Genomic DNA, 7,079 nt, shown 5'->3' with positions numbered 1-7,079 from the left:
TCAAGCCAGGGGCTTCGCTGGGGCGGTCAGGCTCAAATCGATTTCGATAATCAACGCCACGCTGCCATAGGCCGCTTGGTTAAAGACATGCAACGCGGTGAACGCCGAGTCGTTCCTCTTATGAGACCCTTAGCGGGTACCCATCCTTGTGCCAGTGACGAAGTCCCCCACGACAACGGATGCGTCGGCGAGCTGTCTCTGAATTGGGGACAAGACGGAGCACGGAATTTCATCGTTCAAGAGATGGTAGAGCAGGGCGACGAGCGTTTCTATGTTCTGGTTGATGAGGCTGACGTCGCGACCGCTGCCGATGCGAGAGCGGCTGCGGTACAGTTTGCTTCTACCTTCGATAAGGAACATCAATTGCTGGCGTTGAATGGGCACACGGGAACTTTAGACCATAATTCTGATGGCGCGATTACTTTGGCTTTTTCAAACCACACAGGTGGTGGCGTGTCGGCAAGCGTCGTGGGGTTCTTTGATTATCGCGACATGTTACCGTCAGCAGACGCCGAGGCTACGGGCAACGAGATGGATATCCTTTGGGCTAGGCCACCATCGGCCAGCGTCCCTGCCGGACTGACTGTGGCGACATTAGCCCATGAATACTCGCATCTTGCATCGTTTGCGCTGCGTGTTTCGGCCCAAGGTACATCGGCCACTCAGGAAGCGCTTTGGCTCGATGAGGGAATTGCACACACCATTGAAGACCTCACGGGTTGGGGCCCGTCCAATATTGATGCGGTTGAAGCTACCCTTCAGGATTGGGCTGACACAGCATTGGCTGGCCCACTGGATTCTATTGCTAACCGAGGCATGGCTTATTTGTTTCTGCGCCATTTGATTGATTCGCGTGCAAAAGCCAATGGAGCCTCCAGTGCTCAAAGTAGCCAGGTCGAGGATGCAGCAGCAGAAATCCTAGGTGGAATGATGCAGGAATCGACATCGGGGTTTGAACATCCGTACCTGAAGTCTCTCTCTCGCACCCAGCACGCCAACTGGGTCCTAGGTGTTTATGCAACGGGTGGAAGTTATCTTGATTCGACTCAACGGGCTGACTTCCTGGCGCCGGGCACGGCCGAGACGGGAAATCAGTGTGGCATCGACACTCACGGTACGTTCACAAATGCCTCGGGGGACTCCGTAGCGCTTGATGGACCCGCATCAGATGACCTCGACGATCTAACTGAGATCTTCGAGGGCGAGGTTTTGGAGTCCGGAAGTATACTTTTACTGGTAACGGAACTCGAGCCGGGCAGTCATGAGATTAAAGCAAGTGCCGATGATGCTATCACCCTGAGACTCCAAGCTGAGCGTGTCGAATGACATCTTTGGTTCTCATTGTATGCGCGCTGCTTTGCAGCGCGGAGTCACGGCTTGAAGAGCAGGGTGTGCTTGAGCTGAGACGGCTGCCTGGCAAGGTGCAGGTCCTGCTTAAGGTGCCAGATACTGAACAGAAGTGGGTCCTGACCGGAGATGTCTTGCCGCAATTGCGTAAGCTGCAATCGGCAACGGTCCGTGTGAGAGGGATGTCCAACGGCAAAGAAATCGTCGTCGAGACCTATGATTTACTCTCGGTTTATGGAAAAACGCCGATTGTAGGCCAAATCACTGAAATATCGGGAAAAATTGCGTTGATTGATGGAGATGGCCCGCCAATTTTGTTAAATCTAGCACCTAGGAGTTACCGACGCTTTTTAGAAGCGCGGGGGCAACGGTCCTGGGTGATAGGGAAATTACTCTTAAGCGGTGAGTTTAAGGTCGGTAGATACGGAATTTTTGCAAAGCCCGTAATAAAACCGACAGACAGCCCGGCCGATGAGACTGAAAAGTTGAAGTAACGTCCAAGGATACGGTTCATCTGGTCATTGGAATAAGGAATCTGAAAATGAAACGAGTCATAACCCTTTTCAGCGTCGGAATGATTCTGATTGGTGCTGCGGCCGCTGCGGCGCAAGTAGACGGGGATAATTTCGACCCACTGGAAGCACTTGCTGCTCTTGGCGACAGTATGCTTGAAGAGAATGCTGATGAAGGTGGTGGTTCGGTTCGAGCCCGTCAAACGGGTGACCGCTTAACTGCTATCCGCCTCAAGGACAGCCGCAACCTCGAAGCTAAAATCACATCCATTCGCAAGGGTGCATTTCCAACAGTCGCTTTAAAAGTGAAAGTACTCAAGGCTGCTGGAGAAGGTGCTGGAAGCAAGGTCACAAAAAACCAAACATTGGTCGTGTTTCCTCGCTTGAAATTCGCTTCATCCGAAGTTGACCTCACAGATGATCCCACGCTTCGCAACGCTGGCGCCTACTATCTTCAAAAGGGCGATAAAGTCATGATCCGATTAGGCTACCAGCGTGGACGAGTGTGGGAGGCCGATTACATAGAGCGGAAATAGTCTCTATGAGTGCGCCCGTTAAACCGAACGCTCCGTCCCAGCGAGGGCACGAGCATCCCGACATACCCGAGGGGCGTCACGCCCTCCATTTCTCTACTATCTATGACCGATTTGACGGAAGCAAGCCGACTGTCTGGGCACTGCTATTTCTCTGCTCTCTGACTGCAGGTCTGGTTGCTCCATCACAATGGGCAATTACCACTTACGAGGTTTCGACATCACTGCTCGGTAGCCCCGCGCAAGGTGATATAAAAGCACCCCGGGATATCGCTGTTGAGGACCGGGAGGTTACTCAAGAACGACGTAGAGCAGCTATAGCGGCGGTCAAGAGAGTTTATGACCTCGATACCCATGTGACGACATCGGTCGCGCGCCGGTTGGTTAAAGCGCTGAGCAATGCGCGCCGTCAACTGGAATCTGAGCCCGTTGATGAAGGCAGTGATAAGCCTCTGAATGTTGAGAGTTATAAGAAAATATTCGACCAGGCATTGGGCGTAGCTGTGCCCTTGGAAGTTGCCGAAGGCTTTTTGAAACTCAAATTTTCTATGAATGTTCAGATGCAGCTCGAAGATGTTTTGAAGGCGGTTCAGGAGCGGCCACTGGTCACCTCCCGGCAATCACTGACGGCTCAAGAACGCCATGGGATTGTTATTCAAGAAATTCCCGACACAGGTAAAGGCAGGTTGCCTGTCGACGATATTGGCTCAGTTCTCGAGATCGATGAAGTTCCCGGTTTGGTGAGACAATTGCTGCGTGAAGCTGAGTCGAGTGAACTCGAGGGCATTGGGGTCCAATGGGCTGCCAATTTAATGACCCTTCTGGTTCGACCTAATCTTACCCCGAACCGGGCGGCAACAGAGTCGGCACGTGACCTAGCCGAACTCAGTGTTAAGACAGTCAGCATCAACATCAAAAAAGGTGAAATGATTGTCCGAGATGGCGAAAAGTATACTCAGCGCCACCTCACCGTTTTACGAGCACTCAATCAGTCGACGCGCCAAGGTTCTCGGTGGTCTTCGTCGATCGGGGCCAGTATATTGACCATGCTCTTATTGTTGGGTGTCGTCTTGTTTAGTCGCGACAGTCGTTGGGCGAGGCGGCTCCGGGCGCGTGAGTATTTTTTCCTAACATCAGTGTTTCTGTTTGGGATGGGCGGCGCTAAGATCTGGATGCTCTTGTCTCGGGCAGTTCAAGATACATACCCGGTCGTGAGCGCAGAGTTTTGTATCTATGCTATGCCCGTTTCCGCGGGTGTGATGGTTGTTGGGCTGGTTTTGAGGGCCGAGCCCACAGTGGTTATGGCGTTGCTCAACGGCCTCCTGATGACTCTGATGGCGTCCGATAACAAACTCTTTTCGGTTTACGTTTTGGTGGGCACTCTCACGGCAGCTATCGCTGTTCGAAAAATAACAGCGCGAAGTGATGTCTTGCGTGCCGGTGCTTGGGTTGGACTAGCGCAAGCGATAGCGGTCATCTCGGTGCAACTGTTTGATGGTGACCTAAGCTTATCTGGATTCTTTATTTATGTTCCGATTGCGTTCGGTAGCGGTATCCTAAGCGCAGCTTTGGCATTGAGCATTATGCCTATCGTAGAGTTTGTTTTCCGGTACACAACCGAACTCAAGCTGCTCGAGTTGGCCAACCTTAATCACCCGGCGCTCAAAGAACTCTTGGTTGAAGCTCCAGGTAGTTATCATCACAGCATCATGGTGGGAGCTCTGGTTGAGGCAGCTGCGGAGGCGATAGGCGCGAATTCCCTTTTAGCCAGAGTGATGTCCTATTACCATGACCTCGGCAAAGGTTGTAACGCCCCATATTTCATTGAAAACCAGCGGGACGGATTCAATCCTCACAAGAAGCTTAAGGCTTCTATGAGCGCGATGATTATTCGCCGTCACGTCACGGATGGTTTAGAAATTGCGAAGCGGCACAAGCTTGGTGAGCCAATTCTGGCGGGTATTGCTCAGCACCATGGAACGACCCTGATTCAGTATTTTTACCATAAAGCGGTTGAAGAGTGTGAAGAGGATGGCTCGGTTGGCGAGAATGAGTACCGTTACCCTGGGCAGAAACCACAAACCCGGGAAGCTGCACTTGTCATGATTGGCGACTCAATCGAGGCCGCGGCGAGAACACTTTCGGACCCTACGCCCGCAAGGCTACAAGGGTTGGTGAATAAAATTATCAACGTGAAATTTACGGATGGCCAGCTGGATGAGTGCGATTTAACGTTGAAAGATTTGCACCTAATGGCTAAAGCGTTCACTCGCATTCTGACTTCCATCTACCATAAACGAATTGAATACCCTGATATGCCTGCAACGGCTCAGGTGAAAAGAAGAGAACCTGATGGCGATAGACATAACGAACCGCAGGAGCCAGCCTCGACTGGCGACGAAGACACTGAAGACAATCGTCCAGACAATCTCAGAAGACTTGGGCTTTAGTGCGTCCGAGGTTTCGGTTGTTATTATGGATGACCCAGGCATTCACGAGCTCAACTTAACTTGGCGCGCCAAAGATAAACCTACTGATGTGCTCTCGTTTCCCCAAGCAGAGGGCAAAGTGGTAGCAGGGGACTTTGTACCTTGTTTGGGAGATATCGTTATCAGCGCCGACACAGCCGCTCGGCAAGCACAGTCCATTGGTCATTCTCTGGAGGATGAGTATCGGCGACTTTTGGTTCATGGTTTTCTCCATTTGCTAGGCCACGATCATGTCAATGGTGGCCACCAGGCTCGAAACATGAAGCTTGAAGAGAACCGTCTCCTTGAAGTGGTCGATCAGGTGATGGGAAGCGCAGAGTAAAGCTAAGGCGGGCTTGGTCTGATTACTCCGAGCTTCGAGACCGCAAGAACTGGCCACAAGGACCACTTTGACAAGCTCAGCCGTACACTCGGGCTGGCTTCTTTAAAATAAAAAGAAGTGCCTAATCATAGGGAGTTGACACAGCTCCGACCGCATCGTAGCAGGCTAACCATGAATACTTTACGTGACCAGATTCCTAAGCTGTTGGAGCGCCTAACCACCATAAGGGGGCATCTTTGACGTTGCGACAAAGCAGCGTCGAGTTTTAGAGCTTGAAGCACGTTGTGCCGATCCGGAATTATGGAATAACGCAGAGGAAGCGACCCGCGTGCAGCGCGAGATGTCCATCTTGAAGCAGCGTGTGGATGCTTTTCTGAAGCTTGAGAGTTCCGTTACTGAGGCTGAGGAAATGCTTGAACTCGGTGACGAAGACGAGGACATTGCTCAGGAACTTCGAGAGACCATCGCGAAGGCAGCCCGAACAATCAACCAGCTTGAACTCGAGCGGATGCTCGGGGGTGAATACGATAGCAACGGGGCCATCTTATCAATCAATGCAGGTGCAGGTGGTACCGAAAGCCAAGACTGGGCCCAAATGGTTCAGCGAATGATGATGCGATGGGCGGAGCGAAAAGGTTTCAAGGTCGATATACTCGACATACAGCCAGGTGAAGAAGCGGGCATCAAATCAGCCACCATCGGTATCGAAGGGCTATACGCTTACGGCTATTGCCGCGCAGAGGTTGGTGTTCACCGGTTGGTACGGATTAGTCCTTTTGATGCGAACAAGCGCCGACATACCTCCTTCGTTTCAGTAAGCGTTGCTCCTGAAGTAGATGACTCCATCGATATCGAAGTGAAGGATGAGGACCTACGTGTCGACACCTACCGCGCCAGTGGTGCCGGTGGCCAACACGTTAACAAAACCGATTCAGCCATTCGACTGACCCACATCCCGTCGGGCGTGGTGGTTGCCTGCCAAGCAGAACGAAGCCAGCATAAAAACCGCGCCAAAGCGATGAAGATGCTGAAGGCTCGGCTCTTGGTTATTGAGCTGCAGAAAAAAGAAGACGAGAAAGCGGCGCTTGCCGGAGAAAAGAAAAAGATAGAGTGGGGCAGCCAAATTCGGTCTTATGTGCTTCAACCCTATCGCATGGTGAAAGACCACCGAACCGGGTTTGAATCTTCCAATACGGATGCCGTACTAGACGGCGACATTGATGGGTTCATTCAGGCATTCCTGATGGGCGAAACCGCTGAGGGTGATTCCAGCGATATGGTTTGACTAGATTCAGAACGATAACTTAAAACGAGCAACTGCCGAGCAGGTGAAAAGGAAAGTAAGATGAGTGGACCAGATCGATTTTTTGAACAGCGTATGGAGAAGGCACAAGACCTCCGTGAAATGGGTATCGACCCTTATGCGAACGACTTCAAAGTCGACACTCGGGCATTGGACTTCATTCGACTTTACCATGAGCAGGATAAGGAGTCGCTTGAAGGTTCCGAGCAGCGACATGCGCTTGCGGGTCGTGTGGTCGCTGTCAACAAGATGGGTAAGGCAGCTTTTATTCGTCTTCAAGATAGCTCGTGTGATGAGATAGCCCCAAACGGCGAGCCTGTAGGGCGGATCCAAATTTACCTTCGACGTGATGAATTACCGGAGGCAGATTTTGCTCAATACAAGAAGCTAGATATCGGTGATATTATCGGTGTTTCGGGCAGCCCCATGAAGACTCGAACCGGCGAGCTAACCGTTCAAGTTAAGAGCTTTCGTCTGCTTACAAAGAGTCTGCGGCCTCTCCCGGAGAAGTGGCATGGTTTGACGGATGTTGAGACCCGCTATCGCCAGCGATACCTCGACTTAATCGCTAAC

7 protein-coding genes are annotated in these 7,079 nt (G+C 51.7%); all 7 read left to right on the top strand.

Annotated elements, in window-relative coordinates; all coding sequences use genetic code 11:
* Nucleotides 1–1,326, top strand: a 1,326-nt coding sequence (locus tag HOK28_04775) for a hypothetical protein (protein MBT6432382.1), incomplete at its 5' end; no start/stop codon positions are given.
* Nucleotides 1,323–1,841, top strand: a complete 519-nt coding sequence (locus HOK28_04770) for a hypothetical protein (GenBank protein ID MBT6432381.1) — start codon at nucleotides 1,323–1,325, stop codon at nucleotides 1,839–1,841. The genes HOK28_04775 and HOK28_04770, both read left to right, overlap by 4 nt.
* Nucleotides 1,842–1,888: 47 nt before the next feature.
* Complete coding sequence (locus HOK28_04765; protein MBT6432380.1) at nucleotides 1,889–2,395, top strand: hypothetical protein; 507 nt, start codon at nucleotides 1,889–1,891, stop codon at nucleotides 2,393–2,395.
* Between the two features lie 5 nt (nucleotides 2,396–2,400).
* Nucleotides 2,401–4,842: an HDIG domain-containing protein gene (locus HOK28_04760; protein MBT6432379.1), complete on the top strand. Its 2,442-nt coding sequence runs from the start codon at nucleotides 2,401–2,403 to the stop codon at nucleotides 4,840–4,842.
* Nucleotides 4,745–5,203: an rRNA maturation RNase YbeY gene (gene ybeY, locus HOK28_04755; protein MBT6432378.1), complete on the top strand. Its 459-nt coding sequence runs from the start codon at nucleotides 4,745–4,747 to the stop codon at nucleotides 5,201–5,203. The genes HOK28_04760 and ybeY overlap by 98 nt, the downstream gene beginning before the upstream one ends.
* A gap of 171 nt (nucleotides 5,204–5,374) precedes the next feature.
* Nucleotides 5,375–6,488, top strand: a protein-coding gene (locus HOK28_04750) for a peptide chain release factor 2 (protein ID MBT6432377.1) whose coding sequence is annotated in 2 segments (ribosomal slippage) — nucleotides 5,375–5,440 and nucleotides 5,442–6,488 — 1,113 coding nt in all. Because the reading frame shifts where the segments join, the coding sequence is not laid out codon by codon here.
* Nucleotides 6,489–6,581: 93 nt separating this feature from the next.
* A partial coding sequence (gene lysS / locus HOK28_04745; GenBank protein MBT6432376.1) for a lysine--tRNA ligase occupies nucleotides 6,582–7,079 on the top strand: 498 nt, incomplete at its 3' end.

The sequence above is a fragment of the Deltaproteobacteria bacterium genome (assembly GCA_018668695.1).
Taxonomy (GTDB): Bacteria; Myxococcota; XYA12-FULL-58-9; order XYA12-FULL-58-9; family JABJBS01; genus JABJBS01.
The sequence above is the reverse complement of the archived record's forward strand: the minus strand, read 5'-3'. Positions and strand labels throughout refer to the sequence as shown.